Consider the following 20,046-nt stretch of genomic DNA (forward strand, 5'->3'; position numbering starts at 1 on the left):
CATCTCAACAGAATATCAGGTCTGGCTATTTACTTCACCGTCCATTTACTGACTACCCTGCGCAGCTCGGGTGGCGAAACCGGTTTCGTCAGGAAATCATTGCATCCCGCATCGAAAGCCAGTGATTTGTCGTCGGCATAAGCAAATGCCGTAAGCGCAACAATGGGAACCTGCGTTCCGGTTTTCCTCAACAGGGTGGTTGTATCTATTCCGCTTATACCCGGCATTTTCATATCCATAAGGATGAGATCGGGAGTTTCGGCATTAAAAAGCTCTATGGCCTCACTGCCGTTGTGCGCCCTCACCAGACGATAGTCTTTCTTGAGCAGTGCCTCAATCAGTAAGTAATTACTATCTATATCTTCGGCTACCAGAATCAGAGGTTTATAATTTCTCGAAACAGTCTTCTTTTGGAGAGTCGCAAGCATATCGTTCTCTGTTACAAGGGTTGAGGCGGATTGGGTGGCAGACGTAAATGGATGTGTAAACCAGAAACATGAGCCCTTTCCCACACAGGATTCTACTCCGATCTTTCCACCCATCCGTTCCACCAGACTCTGGCATATCGACAATCCGAGACCGGCTCCCTGCACAAAAGAGTCCAGTTTCACAAAACGATTAAAAATATCATGACACTGTTCAGCAGGGATACCCTTACCCGTGTCCGTTACACAGAAACGCACCTGACCGTCATCATTCAACGTATAGGAAAGGGTAATCGATCCTTTGGTGGTGAATTTCAAAGCGTTGGTCATGAAATTAGAGAGTACCTGCATGATCCGGTTCTTGTCGGCGTCAATCACGATCTGCGGTGAACTTTCGTCAAAACGTAGTTCTACTGCTCCATCATGTTTCTTATGTGAGAAAGTAGCAATCACTTCCCGGCAAAGTTGAGGTACATCCACCCATCCGGTAGTAAGTTCTATCGTGCCGGCCTCAATCTTGGAAATATCCAGAATGTCGGAAATTAGATTGAGCAGCAGCTCGTTGTTCTCCTGCACCAGCGACATATATGCTTGACGCAGTTCTATCTCATCTGTTTCGGCAAGCAGACTCGAAAAGCCTACGATAGCGTTGAGAGGAGTACGTATTTCGTGACTCATATTGGCAAGGAATGCCGATTTGAGCCTGTCGGATTCTTCGGCTTTCTCTTTCGCCTCAATCAATTCCAGTTCCACTTGCTTGCGGGTAGTGATGTCCGTAGCCAATTCCATGATGGCCCACCGTCCGTCGAGCCAATTAATCGCCATACTCTGGATGGTGTACCAGCGTTCGGTTACAGAATTATAATCTTCCCAGAAATGAACACCTGTGAGTTTGCGGTTGGCATCAAGCAATTGCGGTTTCGGGCAATGTGTACATGCCCCACCCAATCCCGCATTCAGCATTTTCCAGCATGTCGCTCTCTCTGGCACGCTTCCGGCTTCTTCCCTGAAAGATTTGTTTGCAAAAAGCACCTCCAGAGAGTCATAATCGCTAACAAAAATATTAGCATTGATGTTATCCAGTACCTTTTGCATGGTTCGCTGCGATTGTTGCAGGGATATTTCAACCTGCCAGCGTTTGGTTGCGGTAGACACAATCTGCGAAATTTGGCTCATCAGTTCCACATCCTTTTTATCCCATTGTTTCTTCCAGCAAAAATTAAACGAAAGAAAACCGAAATGCACGCCCAACTGCGACAGAGGAAAGACAGCGATGGCTTTCACCCCCTGTACTTCGAGCATTTGAGTTATAAAAGGATCGAGTGAATAGATATCGGACGTGCAGATGATATGATTTTCTTCGAGCATATCGAACCAGGGTTTTCCCGCTTCAATGGTCATACTCCGCAGGTAATCTATGGCAGGCTCAATACCCTCGTTACACCATTCATTGGTACAGCCATACGTAACTCCGTCGAGGTGATTTTCCCATGTGGCCAAACGGTCAACGCCGGTATAACGGCCGATTTCGGCAAGTGCCATATTCATGGCTGTAGGTATGTCCGGTTCCAGTTGCAGAATTTGCAGTACCTTGATAAACAACGCTTGCCGCCGATTGGTTGCTTCCAGATTTTCCTGAATGGCAATCAGGTCCTTAGATTTCTCTTCGACCATTTGCTCGAGCCGAGTACGGTACTGCTCCAGTTCCATACCGACTCCTTGGGGTTCGGAATCAGTAGTTTTCATTTTAAATCAATAAATAGTGAATAGAATAATAGTTTAGTTGTCGGCGAGATACGCCCATATATTCTGCAAATATATAGATTTATTCTATAAACCGAAATATTTCCTATTAAAACTCACTTTCCTCCAAAGGGTTAGTATTCGCAGACTTATGGTAGTATTCAGGAAGAAACAACCGATAATCACCTTATTTTTGTTCCCGATATGCTTTTGGAGAAAACCCTGCAAGTCTTTTAAAAAACTTTCCGAAGAAAGATTGAGACGGAAAATTCAGCTCATCACTGATTTGCCGGAAGACAGAAGAGTATCGCCCTGAATTCGGATGATGAAATTCAGATCAGTTTCAATCCTATGATTGAAAGAATCAGAGTTGTCATAAAGAACAGGCGTCCTAAAGTGGCCGGTTCATGGAAGAACAAAATGCCGACCAATACGGTACCTACTGCTCCTATTCCGGTCCAGATAGGATATGCAGTGCCGATGGGCAATGTTTGGGTAGCTTTTGCCAGAAGGTACATACTCAACGTTACAGATATTACAAATCCTGTTCCCCACAAATAAAAGTCAGTGCCCGTTGCTCCTTTTATCTTACCCAGACAAAAGGTGAAGCCGACTTCAAAGAGTCCGGCAATAATCAATATTATCCAATTCATATCTTTCTATTTTAAAATCAGACTACAAAATTAGGCAGACGGTTGGAGCTTTCACTTTACATTTGATAAGAAATGACCGCACAAGAGTATGAACAATTCCTCTTTCCTAATCTAACTTTTTGTATTTTTGCAGAAAATGGTTCATGTTATATGGATATACACGAGATTATAAATAAGATATACCCGATACCGGAGACTTCGATGGATAAATTGACAAAACATCTGTCTAAAGTGACGTATCCCAAAGGGCATCATATACTGGAAGCCGGTAAAACTGAAACGAATATCTTTTTTATCGAGAAAGGGATTGTCAGAGCTTATATTCCTGTGGATGGGAAAGAAGTTACATTCTGGATTGGGAAAGAGGGTTCTGCCATTGTCTCGCTGAAAAGTTATGTGGATAACCAGCAGGGATATGAGTCGATGGAGTTGATGGAGGAGTCGGAGTTGTATTTACTGAAGCGTAAAGACTTACAAGAATTATTTAAGGAAGACATTCATATTGCCAACTGGGGACGGAAGTTTGCCGAATCCGAGTTCATGCAAACGGAGGAAAGACTTATTTCCCTATTATTCACCAATGCATCCGAACGGTATATGAAGCTGATCCAGAACAATCCGGAGTTATTGCAGAGAATGCCGTTGGAATGTCTTGCTTCTTATCTGGGAATAACTCCGGTAAGTTTGAGCCGGATCAGGGCAAAGCTGAAGCGGATGCTCTGAAAAAGCTGATTAAAAGAATCACTTCATCTAAGCAAACTGAAAATGATATATTTGCCATTTGAAAAAGAACAAAGAGAGAAATCATGAATATAGAGGAGTATAGAGACAATTGTCTGTCTGTTAAAGGAGCAACAGAATGTATGCCGTTTGGTGAGAATATCCTGGTTTTTAAGGTCATGGATAAAATGTTCACTTTTGCTACATTACGACCAAAGAACGGAAATTTCTGGGCGGATATGAAATGTGCTCCTGACAAGGCAGAAGAATTAATAGAACAGTATGGAGACATCTTTTGGGGACCATTTTCTGATAAGAAACATTGGATAACCGTATATTTAGAGGGAGATGTGCCCGACAAACTTATAAAAGAGCTGATCAGTCATTCGGTAGAAGAAGTCATTAAGAAGTTGTCCAAGAAAAAACAGGAAGAATATAGGACCATGTTTTAAAATGGAGAAACAGAATTGCGATTTAGTATTCTAAAAATAAATATCCGGTTCTACTTTCATTGCAGAACGTAGAACCGGATAAAAATCCCCTCTTTAGAAACGTATGTCCCAAATGCCACAAGCCTTTTCCAGCTCTACTAACGAGACAGCATATCCTTTCATTGTTTCAAGATATTCTTGCTGCACTTCATTATAGGTACGTTGGGCGACTAATACATCCAAAATATTGGTTTCACCACGTTTGTATTTATATACCATCCCATCCATTACTTTCTGAGCATCTCCAAGCATTCCCGACTTAAATTGAACCACTTTCTTTTTCTCTGCTTCATAATTGAACCATGCCTGCATAATCTCTGCCTGTATTTGTTGCTCTATATCTTTCTCCTGAATTTCGGACTGGGAAATACGAAATTTAGCAGCCTTAACAGTCCCTTTATTGATATTCGAAAAGGCTAAAGGAATAGACACTCCTACCGTAGCGGAACGAGCCGATGGAAAAAAACGATTCCAGTCTTTTTCATAAGAAACGGACAGACCAATATCCGGGCGGCGTTCTGCCCTCGTCAGTTTATATGCACGGGAAGTTATTTCCGTGTTTTTTTGAGCCGTAAACAAATCTATACGATTACCCAGACCTACTTTAATCAACTCCGAAAGATAAAACTCACGGTTGAATTCATCCCAATTACCCAACGGAATATAAAGAGTGTCCGCAGCCATCCCCATCTGTCTATTCAGCACGACCAATGCCGACTGATAGGCAGCTTCCTGACCATAAACCGCATTGAGCAAAGTGACAGCTTCCAACTTTGATTGCCGGGCATCATTCTCTGTAATCTCTCCCGCTACATAACGTAAACTATCCGATTGGCTCAATTGCAACATATACTGGTAAGAACTTTGCTGTACTTCAAGCAACTCTCTTTGAAGAATTGCCTCCAAAAAAAGACTGGCAGCTTCAGCCCTCAAATTCTGAAATGACTGTTCCAGAATTAGTTTTTCAAGCTCCATCTGACTACGTGCCAACTTTATACGTGCTCCTCGTTTGTTTCCTAATTCCAGTGAATAGGAAAGCCCTAATGAAAAAGTCTCATGACCGGCTTCAAACCCCACTTCCGGATCAGGAAACACTTTTTGAGCAATCATCTCCGCATCAGCTATACTTACATTCAACTTCTCTGCCAGATAGTTTAGATTACCTTCCCCCACCCGTTTCAGATACTCATCGAGAGAGATACTCTGATAGAGAGTCCTGTCTGGAATTTGCGCCACTGCATGAACAGATATTGCTTCCACAAGCAATAAAAGGAGCAAGATATTAAAGTGTATATTCCTTCTCATCATTCTTCTTTTTATTTAAAACGTTATTCTCAATCAGATAGTAAAAAACCGGAAGCACAAACATAGAAATGAGTGCTGAGAACATCAATCCATACACAATAACCGTTGCCAGAGGACGTTGCACATCACTGCCGATCCCGGTTGCCAGAGAAGCGGGAAACAGTCCGAGTACCGTAGTGACCGAGGTCATCAGGATAGGACGAAACCGTTGACGTGCCCCTTCGATAACAGACTTCCGAAGTTCCATTCCTCCTTTACGCAAGTTATTTATCTGAGATACCATGATAATTCCGTTTTGAATGGAAAGTCCGAACATGGCAATAAAGCCCACGGCAGACGATACATTCAATGTCATACCGCGTACATTGAGCGCAAGCATTCCGCCAAAGAGCGCCAACGGCACGATGGACAATACCAGACCGGCTTGCCGGAATTTTCCAAACGTAGCATAAAGCAAAATAAACATACACATCAGTGTCAACGGAAGAATGACAGAAAGACGGGTATAGGCTCTGTTCTGATTTTCAAAAGCACCTCCCCACTTGACTGTATATTTGCTTTTATCATAGTTCACTTTCGCATCGATCACATTCTGCGCTTCTTTTAAGAAAGAAGCCAGATCGCGTCCACGCAGATTCAACTTTACCGTCAGGTGACGTCTGTTCATTTCACGCGTGATCGTACTTTCTCCAACACTTAACTTCACTTCGGCTACCTGCGAAAGGGGTATTTTAGCTCCGGTAGAAGAGGTCAGCATCAATCCGGCTATCTTTTCGGGTGTATCCCGCATTTCTTCTTTATATTTACAGGTAATGTCATACTGACGGTCTCCCTGATAAAGCTGAGCAATAGCTTTCCCTCCGATTGCCACCTCTATCAAATCAGCCACATCAGACACGTTCAGCCCATATCGGGCAATCGCATCCCGATTCATAATGATTTGCAGTTGAGGTAATGGAGGTTCCTGGTCAATATCCAGATCAACGGCACCTTTCACCGTTCCCAGCGCCCGGGTGATTTCTTCCGCAATACGACGTGTTTCCCGAAAATCCTCACCATACACCTTTACAACCAATTCACTATGCGCACCGGCTATTTTATCCATCACCCCGTCTATCATCGGTTGGCTGAATCCGACCCTAAAACCGGGTAGCGTCTTATATTCTTCTTCCAGTTCATGAATCAAATCTTGCTTGGTCTTTCCCTTCGGCCATTCATCATAAGGCTTTATCCCGATAGATACCTCAAAATGCGAAGGGGTGAACGGATCTGTACCATCGTCATTTCTCCCTGCCTGAACCATGATATAAGTTACTTCGGGATACTTCATCGTACGGGAACGAAGTGTATCGGACATCTCTCTCGATTTCTCAACAGAAATGCCGGGAGGAAGATTCACCTGCAACCAGATCGAACCCTCATCCAATTCAGGAAGGAAATCTTTCCCTACAACACCACTTAACACGATACCCGCAATCAGAATCAAACATGAAAAGAGTATGGTCTTTACTGGTTTCTGAATGAGTTTCTCTATTGCGCCAGTATATTTCTCCTTCAATTTTTCCAGCCATTTATTCTTATAGACCTTGCGCGGCTTACGGTAAATAGCATAAGCCAGTCCCGGAATCAGCAGAAGAGCAACCAAAAGTGCTCCGATCATTGCATAACTCATCGTAAATGCCATAGGAGTAAACAGTTTACGTTCCACACGTTCGAAAGCGAATAATGGCAAGTAGGCTGTAATAATGACTATGGTGGAGAAAAGAATCGGGCGTCCTACCTCTTTGGCTCGTTGTGCGATACTTTTTTCTTCGATGTACTGTTCGGGATAATCCTCACGTTTCTTGAGAATAGTTTCCAGCATAACAATGGCACCATCTACAATGATTCCAAAATCTATGGCTCCGAGTGACAGAAGATTGGCAGGGATATCCGTAAGATGCATCAGGATAAAAGCGATAAGCAAAGATGCCGGAATGGTGATTGAAACCAGTAATGCTCCACGCCAGTTACCCAAAAACAGAATAAGCACAATAACAACCAATGCCATCCCCATTAATAGCGTATGGGAAACAGTATCCAAAGTTGTATCCACCAGGCTGGTACGATCCAGAAAAGTATGTATACGCACCCCCTCCGGCAAAATTTCATGATTCAAATCATCCACTGCCGCATGAATGCCATCCAATACCTTAGACGGATTTTCATGTTTCAGAAGAAGCACAATCCCTTCCAAACTTTCCGAATAATCACGGGTACGATCGGTATATCCCAACACACCTTTCCTCTCCAGATTACCATATTTCAAAGAACCGATATCATTTAAAAAGACAGGAACCCCGGAGGTTGTAGTGACTACAATATGCCCCAAATCGTCCAGATTCTCGATCAATCCTATACCACGTACCACATACCCCAGATCTCCTCTATTCAATATGCTGCCTCCCACACTGGCATTATTATTTTCAATAGCCTCAATAACCTGACTAAGGGATAAGTGATATTGTTCCAGTTTATAAGGATCTATTTCTACTTGAAACTGGGTGGTGATACCTCCGAAATTTGTTACATCCGCCACTCCTGAAACTTCTTTGATACGGGGAATAACCACCCAATTCTGGAGGTCGGTCAGTTCACGAAGTGAATGTTGGTCACTTTCTATAATGTAACGGTAAACCTCTCCCACAGGTGATGTCAGCGGATCGAGTCCGGGGGCTGCCCCATAAGGTAGTTCCACTTCATTCAATCTTTCCTGTACCCGTTGACGGCTCCAGTAATCTTCTGTCCCATCCTTGAATACAATCGTAATCATAGAGAGTCCGAACGTACTTTTGCTACGCATAACATGCATGCCGGGCAAACCGTTGATGGCACGTTCCAAAGGAATAGTGATCTGTTGTTCCACTTCTTCGGCAGCTAGCCCTGGCACTTGGGTAACAACCTGCGATGTGACATCTGCAATATCCGGATAGGCTTCTATTGAAAGTTGCGTCCATGAGTAATATCCGAAAACACACATCATCACAAACAGACAAAGCATTATCCATCTTTTCTGTATAATTGAAAGCATCAAATCCTTCTTCATAATCTCCTATTTTAAATAATATCCTCCTTCACTGATGACTTTATCTCCCGGATGCAATCCATCATTTATCACAGCAAATCCATCTTTGGTCGCTTCTACCTTCACCGGTGTTCTTACAAAGATATCCGGAGTAACCTGCACATACACATAACTGTCTTTCTCTCCCTGCAACAATGCACTCTCCGAAATCTGAATCTGTTCAATAGGAGCACTAAGAAAATGGACGGTAGTATACATACCCAATTTCAAATGTTTCTTCGAATTATCACAAACCGAAAGCACTTTGATAGACCTTGTATCTTCATCAACCGCCTCGTCTACATGATAGACGTTACCTTTAATCACCCTCCCTGGTAATGCCGACACTTCTATATCCAGACTACTGCCTGCATTGATAAATCGAATATCCTTTTCTTTCACTTGGGCGGCAATCCATACTTCCGACAAATTTGCCACTATTGCAACAGGTTCGGTATCATCTTTCAGGTATTGTCCGGTCACAATATTATTCTCTATAATTTCGCCCGAAATAGGCGAACGTACCACAAGAGGCTGCCCCAGTATCATATTCTCCGGATGCTCTACCTGATATACTTCCAATGCAGCAGACGCATTTTCAAACTCTTTGTCGGCAATAAGCAAAGCATTTTGTGCTTCTTCCAGCTCTTTCTGTGAACTAACCCCGTTCTTTATCAGGTCTTCTTTGCGCTTTAAATCTTTCTTAGCCAGCTCACGTGACGATAATGCCTGGAAGTATTCTTTTTGTGCCGTAGTAAAATCCGGTGAGCTGATTTCAAACAAAGGGGTTCCCCGGTTCACCTGTTGTCCGATTTGTATATACGATTTTGTAACTCTTCCTGCAAAAGGGGAAGCAATGCAGGCATAACGGGTAGGAATAGGACGTACCACACCGGAAGTAATCACTTCTTTGGAATAAGGTTCAAGTCTGGCCTCAGTCACTTTTATCTTTTCAGATAAAAAACGGTCTGTGATCTGTACAGTGTCACCTTCCATACGATAACCACTCTGTTGTTCTTCCTTTGATTTACTCTTGCATGCGGTAACTAGCAATACACCACAAATTAAAAGTATTTGCAAATTTTTCTTTTTCATCATCATCCATAAAAATATAGTTAGCATTCTTTTTCGGATGCAAAGGTAAGTGGACGTGTTCCGGAAGCCTGTTAGAGATTTGTTAGAACGCTATTAGAATTTTATTAGAGTCTTACAGAAGCCATTTCAAGACGAATTTTCTTTTTTTATGAACCCGTTTTGCAGGAGAACGGCATTTTTTGTCTACATTTGCCAAATCAAAAACCGAACTTGAGAATATGAAAGTTATTTATCAATTCATTTTATCCGTACCTCATTTGGAACTCTCTTAGCTGGGCTTCCGTTTTTTATTTCTTTCCTCCATTACAGGAAAACAACAAAAATCAAAGCAATTTCTCTCAATCATTTGTTTATTATTTAGTCATAATGGTATTTGCCCTCTTTATATACAGACAGGCAATCCCCTTATCATCATCCGTAATCAATAAAGTATTATGAATAATTGGAAAAAGAAATTTATCATTATATGGTCCGGACAGTTATTTTCTATTCTTAGCAGTTCTATTGCCCAGTTTGCCATTGTTCTGTGGATCAGTCTTGAGACCGGTTCGGCAGAGGTGCTTTCATTTGCTACTATCGCCGCACTTTTACCCCAAGTAGTATTAGGTCCCTTTGCCGGCGTTTTCGTCGATCGGTGGAGTCGGAAATGGACTATGATATTGGCCGACAGTTTCGTTGCACTCTGTTCGGGCATTATTGCGTTATTATTCTATCTGGACGTTATCGAAATCTGGCAGATTTATCTGCTGCTTATGCTCCGTTCTGTCGGAAGCGCTTTCCACGCACCTGCCATGAAATCATCCATACCGCTGCTTGCTCCTGAAAAAGAACTGACGCGTATTGCCAGTATTAATCAGACAATACAGGCCTTATGTAATATCTGCGGTCCAGTGCTAGGTGCTGCGCTGATTGTCAGTACGAATATGAGTGTAGTTATGTTGCTCGACGTTGCCGGAGCAGCCATAGCCTGTACGACACTCATGTTTGTATTTATTCCTAATCCGGAAAAAACAGAAACTGAAACAACCAATAATGTACTTCGGGATATGAAGGAAGGCTTTCAGGCAATCTGTAGCAATTGTGGTTTGAAATGGGTGATGGTCACGGAAGTACTCATCACTTTCTTTATCATGCCTGTTGTTGCTCTGATACCGTTGATGACCCTGAAAAACTTCTCCGGAACAGCTTATCAAGTCAGCCTGATAGAACTTCTTTTTGGTTCGGGAGCATTAGTCGGTGGTATTTTACTGGGAATATGGAATCCGCGCATCCGAAAGGTCGTTATGATAAACATATCTTATATCATAATAGGAGTTTCTATTTTCGTTTCCGGAATCCTTCCTCCTTCAGCATTCATTATCTATGCTATATTTGCAATAGTACAGGGTATTTCCATGCCGTTTTATTCCGGTCCGTTTACAGCTTTGTTGCAAACACAGATTGAAGTGTCTTTCTTGGGGCGCGTATTCTCTTTGTTCGACAGTATCAGTTTGTTACCCTCCATTTTAGGATTACTGGCAACCGGATTTATTGCAGACGCTATCGGCATAGCCAATGTCTTTGTTATATGCGGTATTGCAATTGTGATAACAGGGACACTTGCATTCTTCATTCCATCAATCATGAATCTGGAGAAAAAATAAATGACTAATTTTATTAACTAATCCTTTTTTAGAAGCATTTTTTTAGGTTATTTTGCGGAACAAATATCACGAACTTGTCAAATTATGGATTGGATTGGCCTTGATTTAACATTCCCTATCACCGACCCTACATGGATATTTCTCCTTGTACTCCTAATTATATTGTTTGCTCCGATATTATTGAATAAGCTGCGCATCCCTCATATTATCGGTATGATCCTGGCGGGATTGGCCATTGGCGAACATGGATTTAATATTCTGGCACGCGATAGCAGTTTTCAGTTATTCGGCAAAGTCGGGCTCTATTACATCATGTTTCTGGCTGGTCTGGAAATGAACATGGGAGACTTCAAAGAGACGCGAAACAAAGCATTAGTGTTGGGATTACTGGCTTTCATCATTCCCATCGGGATTGGATTCGTGGCAAATGTATCTTATCTGAAATACGGCGTAATCACTTCTGTACTGCTAGCCAGTATGTATGCCTCCCACACACTCGTTGCCTATCCCATCGTCACCCGCTTCGGTATATCACGCCATCGTAGTGTAAGTATTGCCGTAGGAGGAACGGCCGTGACGGATACGCTCACACTGTTGGTACTAGCCGTTATAGGCGGATTATTCAAAGGAGAAACCGGTGGTTTATTCTGGATTTGGCTAGTAGTAAAAGTAATCTTTCTAGGAGCACTTATCATCTATTTCTTCCCACGCATCGGTCGCTGGTTCTTCCACCGATACAATGACAACGTGATGCAGTTCATTTTTGTGCTTGCAATGGTCTTTTTAGGAGCAGGACTGATGGAACTCGTAGGTATGGAAGGTATTTTGGGAGCTTTCCTCGCTGGATTGGTACTCAACCGGCTCATTCCGCACGTTTCTCCATTGATGGATCATTTAGAGTTTGTCGGTAATGCCCTCTTCATTCCTTATTTCCTTATCGGAGTAGGAATGTTAATCAACTTACGGGTTATTTTCGGACATGGGGATGCTTTAAAAGTTGCTGCCGTAATGATAACCATGGCACTGACAGGCAAATGGATTGCTTGCTGGCTGACACAAAAGATATACAAGATGTCTGTTCTTGAACGAAATCTGATGTATGGTTTAAGTAACGCACAGGCAGCAGCCACATTGGCAGCCGTATTGGTCGGATATAACATTATTCTGCCCACCGGCGAGCGCTTGCTGAATGACGATGTACTGAACGGCACAGTCTTGCTTATCCTGGTCACTTGCGTAGTAAGCTCACTGATTACCGAACGGGCAGCCAGAAAGGTGGCAATGGATGACTCACTATCGGAAAATGAATCTTCAAAAGAAACAGAGAAGATTTTAGTATCCATAGCCAACCCGGACACTATCGAAGACATGGTGAATCTGTCTCTAATCATACGTGATTCTAAATTGAAAGATAATCTACTGGCCCTCAATGTAATCAACGACAATAATAATTCCGATAATCTACGACTTCGAAGCAAATATTACCTGGAAAAAGCGGAAACGACAGCAACAGAAGCAAATGTACCACTGAAGAAAGTCACACGGTATGATTTGAATATAGCTTCCGGCATTATACATTCAGTCAAGGAAAATGAGATTACAAGTATTATCACCGGTCTGCATCGTAAGAAAAATATCACAGACTCATACTTTGGAATACTTGCCGAACATTTATTGAATGGATTAAACTGTGAGATAATTATCTCTAAGTTTCTAATACCAGTCCATACAATCAAACGAATTGTCATTGCCGTCCCTCCTAAAGCCGAATACGAATCCGGTTTTCCTCATTGGATGGAACATTTCTGTAGAATGGGAAGTACCCTCGGATGCCGGGTACATTTCTTTGCCAATGAAAAAACAACCATACGCCTGCAGGCGTGGATAAAGAAGCGACATAAACAAACGTTGACCGATTTCTCCCTTTTGGAAGATTGGAATGACTTGCTGGTGCTGACGGGACAAGTAAGCTACGACCATTTATTAGTTATTATCAGTGCACGACCGGGAACTCTCTCTTACGACAGTTCTTTTGAGAAACTACCGAGACAGCTTAGTAAATACTTCTCCAACAATAGCTTAATCGTATTATATCCTAACCAATCGGGAGAACCATTAGATACGTCGTTCTTCTCTAAACTATACACTGATACCGAAACCCGGCATTATGAAAAGGTGGGTAAATGGTTTTACAGGTGGTTTAAGAAAGACTGATATTTAGTATAAACCTGTATTTTAAATCACCACCTGCGCATGCTCCCTTCTGTATTCTGTCGGAGTACAATTATACTTCTTCGAGAACGCCCTATAAAAAGTGGAACGGTTGGTAAAACCGGATTGAAAAACAACCTCATCAATAGTGAGTTTCGTTTTCAGTAATAAATCCGTCGCTTTTGCCAACCGGCAATCACAGATTAAATCAGTTAGAGTCACACCTTCAATTTCTTCCAATTTACGATAGAAAGAGCGAATACCGATGTTCATTTTCTCTGCAATCGTATGAGCCGTCAATTCCTTATTACTAATATTTCTATTGATAATCCGTAGAATCTCATTCACGAATTTCCGATGCTCTTTATGAGACAGTTTACCATCTTTCAAGGTATATGAGCTTAAAGGAGATGAGAAATATTCTTTCAGGCTCTCTTTTCTCTCTAATAAACGTCGAACAGAAGATTTTAAATAATCGACGTCGAAAGGTTTGGTTATATAAATTTCCGCACCTGCGTCCAGTCCTTCTGTTTGTATTCCGACATCCCGCTTCGCGGACAAGAATATAAAAGGAATATGAGCTGTAGCCTCATCCGACTTCACTTCCCGCGAAAAGGCCAATCCATCTATGCCTGGCATAACCACATCACTAATGATAATATCCGGATAGAACTCTTTCAATATTTTCAATGCTTCCACAGAATTGGTTGCCGTCAACACATTATAATCATCCTTAAATATGTCAACGATCAGCCATTGGATCTCTATTTCATCATCCACTATGAGAATAGTCGGTTTTAATTCATCCATATTGTTTGGAGGAATTGACAAAGCAGAATGATAATCTAATCTGTAGTCAGGCAAGGAGATCGGTTCTCCTTCATCAGCTGCCATTACACACGATTCAAGAGATGGTAACTGTACCCGAAAGTGTGTCCAATCATCCGGAACACTTTCCACTTTGATACTGCCACCCAACAGATGAACCATATTATGAGAAATGGCAAGACCCAATCCGTTTCGCGACCAAAAGTGATCGTTCTTTTCAAAATGCTGCAAGATACGATAACGGTCAAACAAAGTTGAAATATCTTTTTCGGCTATTCCTTTCCCTGTATTGGAAACGATGATCCACAAGTTGTCCTGATCCATTCCAATCTTTATTCTTACTATCTTCTCATTCCCCGCATATTTGAAAGCATTCGACAGGAGATTAGAAAGAATCGTCACTATAAAATCCTTGTCCGAGTTCCACTTTAGAAAAGGAGAGATATCTTTTTCTAAGAAAATCTTATGTGATTCTGCCATGTCCGTAAATGACTCCACCAGTTTATTGGCTATAGCCGTTATATCCACAGGGACGATGACCGGCTTTTTGTATCCGGATTCTATTCTGTTAAACTCAATCAAATCCTGAATCAGAGAGTTCAACCTTTCAGCATTTTGCCTGATTACAGATGTATATCTTTTAGCAGATTCAGTAAGCCCTTTTTGCTCCATAAGCCGGTTACACGGTCCGTAAATAAGCGTTAGTGGTGTACAGAACTCATGGGATATATTAGTAAAGAACTGAAGTTTAGATTCATATATCTCCTCTTTATGCTTTTGTTCTATCTTCTGTAACTGCTCCCTCTTCTTTTTTTTCTGATGAGCCATCCATATCCTGACTATGAACAATATGCCAGCCAATGCAAACAAAAAATAGGCACCATAAGCCCAATGAGATGCATACCAGGGCGGAAGTACTTTGATATCCATTTTACAGATATAACTTTCTTTCCTCAATGCCTTATTATAATATTTCACATACAGTCTGTAATTACCGGGATGGAGGTCAGCAAATGATATGACGTTGGAGTTTCCATTGTATGTCCATCCCTTCCCCTCACCGTCCAACTTGTAATAGTAAGAATGACTATTCCCATTCAAATGATCGATAGCTACAAAAGAAAGAGTGAAAAAATTCTGTTCATGGGATAATTCCAGAAAAGTATTATTTTTTTCTTGCGAAAGAAATTTCTCTACCGGAAACTGCTGTTCCCGTATAGTTATTGCCTTAAAATAGATTAGCGGCATATAATGTTGTCCCTCATCAAAGTAATTCCTCTCAACAGTAACGAAACCATTGGTACCTCCAAAATAAAGAATCCCATTCTTTGCATCTCTGAAAGAAGCTCCTTCATTAAATTCCAGTATCGAAAGTCCGTCATGGTGGTCATAGCTCCTGATAGACTCTGTATCCGTATTGTATGAAATCAATCCGCGATTGGTACTCAACCAATAGTCAGAATAGGAATCAAAAAGAATGCCATATACACTATTGGCAAAAAGATCACCCGCTTCATTCAAGACCTTATAACCCGTAGGATTATATTTCACAAGACCAAAATTAGTTCCAAGCAGATAATTCCCATGATAATCTTTCTGCATTACATTGGTTTCATTGATTGCATATCCTTCCAAACGGATATTCTTTAATTTCGAAGTTTTTACATGTAATTTATAAACCCCTTCTCCCCTATTCATGCACCATAATACGGAATCCCCCTCCGGATAAATATCCTGAAAACAATTCGCGAACCTATCCCCATCTTTCACAGAGAACTGCTTGATAACCGTAAGTAAAGGTGTACCGTTCCACCATTCAATATGCGCCTTTATAATTCCCATCCCCATCGTAGAAACCCACAATAGCGAATCCTTTTCATAAATGTCCGATATAAATTCAATCTCTTTCCCACTCCTCGACAAGGGAACAGGAAAAACACAATTCCTCTCACTATCAAAATAGGTAAGCCCTTTTTCACTCCCAATCCAAAGATTCCCCTGCCTGCTTTCGTCCAAAGAAAGAATAACATTATCCCGCAACTGACTATTACCGGCAGTTAACAATTTCAGTTCATGGTCTTCTACTTTCTTATCCACCTGAAAATTATCTATCTGTAGAATTCCTTCTCCCCTGGTACCTAACCATAATGTATTCTTTTTATCTACCCATAAAGCACTTACAGACTGATGTAAATCAGGTATAAAGTCACTCAAGTGAAAAGATTGAATGGAATACATATCATTTGAATAAAGATATATGCCATGCCCTAAAGTACCAATCCATACCAAATCCTGATATTTATCCTTATAGATGCAACTGATTCCTCCCGGCACATTCAATTCCTCAAGAACATACCCCCGGTCATTCTTCCTTAATAAAGACAACCCTTTCGTCTTAAATCCTATAAAATAATCATGATGGAACTTGATTAATGAACTGATTTCATCTTTTCCAGCTATATGTTTTGTTAAGTCGCAAACGAGAAGCAGTTTTTGAGCCGATGTGTCAAACTCATACAGTGTATATGTATCATCCACAAAATAAAAAACAGAACTATCATCACTTATTCCATACCTAATACCTGCCGAATGCTTATATCCGGCGGAAGGTTCCAGTTTTATCGTCCCCTGCCGACTAATCTGTATAGAAAAACAAAGAGCGACACCATTCTTCTGGAATATCCACAACTTTCCTGCATTGTCAGTAAAAAAGGCGACAATATCATTCGCTCTTAAACCGGGAACAAATACCTGTTCGAAACATTCCTGATCCTTCAACTTATAATAAATGCAATAACTCCCCTGTATCAGATAGATATTGCCATAGCAGTCCTTGTTCAAAAAAGAAATCCGGTTGAACATATCAAAGGATTCTATTGCCGACGATTCAAGATTTATTTTATGTAACCCATGATAGGTTTGGAGCCATAACAGACTATCATTCACTTGCATGATTTTGTGAATGTTGCTGCCTGTGAAGAAATTCTCGTTATGTTCCGGACCATATTTCATCACACGTTTGCCGTCATACATATCGAGTCCCCGGTTTGTACCGATCCAAATCAATCCTTTCTCATCCTGATGAATAGAAGAAATGATGCCACTGGAAAGATTCTCCGAATTATTAATCTTCCGCAGGTTGAAAGCTTTTGCAGATACGGCAACCTGCAAAAGAAATAGAGAAAGTAGCAAACAAGCAATCGTTTTCTCTCTGTTATCTATACCGCATAATGAAATCATGGACAAATATAGACTTATTTCTCCTCATAGTTATGTCTCACAGTGACAAATGTATCTCTCTGTGTGACACAGGTATCATATTTTAAAGGTGCTATTCTCCGGATATAAAGTGTCTGAATACCTTTGCCTCATCACATTTAAAACATTTATCATGAAAAGTACATTCACTCTCATCTTCTTTATGTTCTGTTTCCATTCTTTTATGGCAACGGCTTCACAAATCAAAGGAAACATTCGCGAAAAAGGAACGGGAAACCTGATAGAATTTGCCGACGTCATATTGCTGAAAGAAGGAATAATCACGGTATCCCATGTTCTCACAGAATCCAATGGGCATTTCCTGTTACCCGACATCGGAGCCGGAAAGTATTCTTTAATGGTAAGACTTCTCGGATATGATGTTTACACCCAAGATTCAATCATCATCCGTTCCTCTTCCGCTCCTGCACTGGATTTGGGAATCATAGAATTGCAACCTTTAGAGATCGGTATCACCGAAGTGGTGATAGAAGGAACTAAAAGACAGGTCGTTTACAAATTAGATAAAAAGATCATTGATGCATCCAATGCACTGATGAGCAGCGGCGGAACAGCAGTCGATATTCTGGAAAACACTCCTGCCATCCGGGTGGATGCAGACGGAGAAGTGACATTCAGGGGAAGCAGTGGTTTCAAAGTATATATCGACGGAAAACCGAGTTTCTATTCAGGAAGCCAGGCACTACAACAGATACCCGCTGGACAAATAGAAAACATCGAAATTATAACGACTCCTTCTGCACGTTACAACACAGACGGAGAAGTCGGCATGATTAATATCATCACCAAGAAAAACAAGCAACAGGGTATCAATGGCATGATAAATGTATATGGCAGTACAGCTCTTTCCAACGGCGTCGACTTCCTGTTATCCCAGCAACACAACAAATTGCAATGGCATCTTGCCGGACACTGGAACCAGCCCATACGTGAGAGCGACTTCGAACAGAGAAAAACAACCATTGTCGATCACATAACCACCACTTCCACATCCATCGGTCCCAGAAAAGGGAAAAATTATCATTATGGTTTACGGGGAGGCATTGATTATTCTTTCTCTCCCCGGACATCAGTCAATGCAGAACTGCAAATCGTTTATGATAAGTTCACCCGGGAAGGAGACTTGGATTATACAGAAACACATACGGATGCCAATGGTACATCTACTCCACACAATAACAATAGCCGGGATAATTTCGACCTACATTCAACAGTTAATATCGGAAAAGCCGGATTTTCGCATAAGTTCAACGATAACGGACATACACTTACCGGAAGTTTCATGGCAGGTTTTGAACAAGATCCTCTCGAATATTTCCAGAGTGACCTTTTCGACAAACAAGGGCAACGTCAACAAGGCCATCGTGCCTGGGAAGATGAAATACGCCGGACCATACAATGTGATCTTGTTTACAATTACCCTTATAGCAAAACCGGATTTCTGGAAAGTGGTTATCAATATCACTCTTATCTGGAGGATGGTGATTACAGCATGCAATTCTGGAATCCGGCGAAAGAAGAGTTCTACTGGCGTGAAGATATCTACAACACATTTTATTTCCAACGCAGAATCCATTCGGTTTATCTGATGGGAAGCGATAGCTACAAAGCGTTCGACATACAGGCAGGTTTAAGGGGAGAACATACCCATCAAGTATTGCGAAGTTCTATCGAAGGAGCCAATCGCACGGTAAACCGTTTCGAAGTATTCCCCTCCATACACGTCGGTTATACATTACCTCACGAACAAAAACTGACATTTGCCTACTTGTATCGTACCAATCGCCCGGAACTCTTTTACATGGAGCCTTATATCACTTACCGTGATTATTATACCGCTGAAATAGGAAATCCCGACATACGTCCCGAATATATACATTCCTACGAACTGAATTACAAAAAGAATATCGGTGAACAAGTATTGCAATCCAGTCTGTTTTACCGGTCGCGCAAAGATAAGATTGAACGCTTGCGAGTGCCCTACGAAGCAGGAGTTACATTAGATTCGATGGCCAATGTAGGAAACGATCACGCTTTAGGCATGGAATTGAGTGGACAATTCATCGTAAATAAATGGTGGAACCTGAACGTAAACGGAAATGTGTACTATTATAAGGTAGTAAACAATATCAATTCCGGAGGAAAAGAAGAAACCAGCACTAATTATGATATTACCGTGAATAACCTTCTCCGTATTTGCAAAAATACCCGTATTCAGCTGGATGGAAACTTTGTAGGTCCTTCAGTAACAACACAAGGTCGCTCGGACTCTTTCTGGTTTGTCAATCTGGCTATTCGCCAGCAATGGTTTGGCTCTAATCTGCAGTCCACCTTGTCCTTCCGGGATATATTTAATTCCGCCCGTTATAAGAATGACATCACCACTCCCAATCTGGAATCGGTCACACATATACGACCGAAATTCCCGGTCATCACTCTATCTATTAGCTACACCTTTAATCATTTCAAACGGAGTTCACAAAATTCACGGGATAACCGGGACTTATTTGAAGGAGTCAATCACTAAAAAAGCTATATTTACAGCCATTA

Annotated in this window: 11 protein-coding genes and 1 pseudogene; 5 read left to right on the forward strand and 7 right to left on the reverse strand. The window is 41.5% G+C overall.

Translation table 11 applies throughout. From position 1 onward, the window contains the following. Positions 1-29: 29 nt before the first annotated feature. The 3 genes and pseudogenes from NQ505_RS00835 to NQ505_RS00845 form a co-directional block, all read right to left on the reverse strand. Positions 30-2,171: a GAF domain-containing hybrid sensor histidine kinase/response regulator gene (locus tag NQ505_RS00835; protein ID WP_008999007.1), complete on the reverse strand. Its 2,142-nt coding sequence runs from the start codon at positions 2,169-2,171 to the stop codon at positions 30-32. Positions 2,172-2,355: 184 nt separating this feature from the next. Continuing rightward, positions 2,356-2,460, reverse strand: a pseudogene (locus NQ505_RS00840) (AraC family transcriptional regulator); the annotation flags it as partial. Between the two features lie 40 nt (positions 2,461-2,500). Beyond that, positions 2,501-2,821: a DMT family transporter gene (locus tag NQ505_RS00845; protein ID WP_008999008.1), complete on the reverse strand. Its 321-nt coding sequence runs from the start codon at positions 2,819-2,821 to the stop codon at positions 2,501-2,503. 150 nt (positions 2,822-2,971) lie between these two features. Here NQ505_RS00845 and NQ505_RS00850 point away from each other — a divergent pair, with 150 nt between their 5' ends. After that, complete coding sequence (locus NQ505_RS00850; protein ID WP_032853541.1) at positions 2,972-3,544, forward strand: Crp/Fnr family transcriptional regulator; 573 nt, start codon at positions 2,972-2,974, stop codon at positions 3,542-3,544. Between the two features lie 83 nt (positions 3,545-3,627). Next, entirely contained in the window at positions 3,628-3,993 is a 366-nt protein-coding gene (locus NQ505_RS00855; RefSeq protein ID WP_008999010.1) for an MmcQ/YjbR family DNA-binding protein, read from the forward strand. A gap of 93 nt (positions 3,994-4,086) precedes the next feature. On the opposite strand, the gene NQ505_RS00860 is transcribed toward NQ505_RS00855, so the two are convergent. From NQ505_RS00860 to NQ505_RS00870, 3 genes are read right to left on the reverse strand one after another with little or no spacing between them, the layout of a single operon-like run. Further along, positions 4,087-5,337: a TolC family protein gene (locus tag NQ505_RS00860; RefSeq protein ID WP_032853506.1), complete on the reverse strand. Its 1,251-nt coding sequence runs from the start codon at positions 5,335-5,337 to the stop codon at positions 4,087-4,089. Beyond that, complete coding sequence (locus tag NQ505_RS00865) at positions 5,315-8,422, reverse strand: efflux RND transporter permease subunit (protein WP_008999012.1); 3,108 nt, start codon at positions 8,420-8,422, stop codon at positions 5,315-5,317. Before NQ505_RS00865 ends, NQ505_RS00860 begins: the two co-directional genes overlap by 23 nt. A gap of 6 nt (positions 8,423-8,428) precedes the next feature. Next, a complete protein-coding gene (locus NQ505_RS00870) occupies positions 8,429-9,538 on the reverse strand; it encodes an efflux RND transporter periplasmic adaptor subunit (protein WP_198286888.1) in 1,110 nt (369 codons plus the stop codon). A 431-nt stretch (positions 9,539-9,969) separates the two neighbouring features. Between NQ505_RS00870 and NQ505_RS00875 the strand changes: the two genes are divergently transcribed. Both NQ505_RS00875 and NQ505_RS00880 read left to right on the forward strand, forming a co-directional pair. Further along, positions 9,970-11,178 carry an MFS transporter gene (locus tag NQ505_RS00875; protein WP_008999014.1) on the forward strand — a complete coding sequence of 403 codons (1,209 nt, stop codon included), beginning with the start codon at positions 9,970-9,972 and terminating at the stop codon, positions 11,176-11,178. Positions 11,179-11,262: 84 nt separating this feature from the next. Beyond that, positions 11,263-13,392, forward strand: a complete 2,130-nt coding sequence (locus NQ505_RS00880) for a cation:proton antiporter (RefSeq protein WP_008999015.1) — start codon at positions 11,263-11,265, stop codon at positions 13,390-13,392. Positions 13,393-13,413: 21 nt separating this feature from the next. Here the strand turns inward: NQ505_RS00880 and NQ505_RS00885 are convergent, their stop codons facing one another. Next, positions 13,414-17,457, reverse strand: coding sequence for a response regulator (locus NQ505_RS00885; protein WP_259826758.1), 4,044 nt, complete (start codon positions 17,455-17,457; stop codon positions 13,414-13,416). Between the two features lie 151 nt (positions 17,458-17,608). Here NQ505_RS00885 and NQ505_RS00890 point away from each other — a divergent pair, with 151 nt between their 5' ends. Beyond that, positions 17,609-20,023: a TonB-dependent receptor domain-containing protein gene (locus tag NQ505_RS00890; RefSeq protein ID WP_008999016.1), complete on the forward strand. Its 2,415-nt coding sequence runs from the start codon at positions 17,609-17,611 to the stop codon at positions 20,021-20,023. Positions 20,024-20,046: the final 23 nt, after the last annotated feature.

The sequence above is a fragment of the Bacteroides sp. D2 genome (assembly GCF_025147085.1).
Taxonomy (GTDB): Bacteria; Bacteroidota; Bacteroidia; order Bacteroidales; family Bacteroidaceae; genus Bacteroides.